Consider the following 318-nt stretch of genomic DNA (forward strand, 5'->3'; position numbering starts at 1 on the left):
CGTTAGCAGTATTTTAGTCCAAAATACATTGTAACATATTTCGTCATTTTTTTTAAAAACATATTTCCGTATTCCCATAGCTTTTACCTTGCAAATGAACAACATTAGTCTCAGATCAAATTATTCATTGATCAAATCTCGTGAATCTCTAGTATTTTTGGTATCTAGTTTCATTTAGCTTTGTAATTACTCAAATCCATATGGTAAATTAGTGTAGGCTGGAGTTTATTAAATATAAATACTAGGCAAAAATAATTTATTTAGATTGGAGTATGTGCTTTTGTATATAATGAAGCGACCAAAAATACTGTACTTTTT

The sequence above is a fragment of the Neobacillus drentensis genome, assembly GCF_036965245.1.
GTDB classification, from domain to species: domain Bacteria; phylum Bacillota; class Bacilli; order Bacillales; family Cytobacillaceae; genus Neobacillus; species Neobacillus drentensis_G.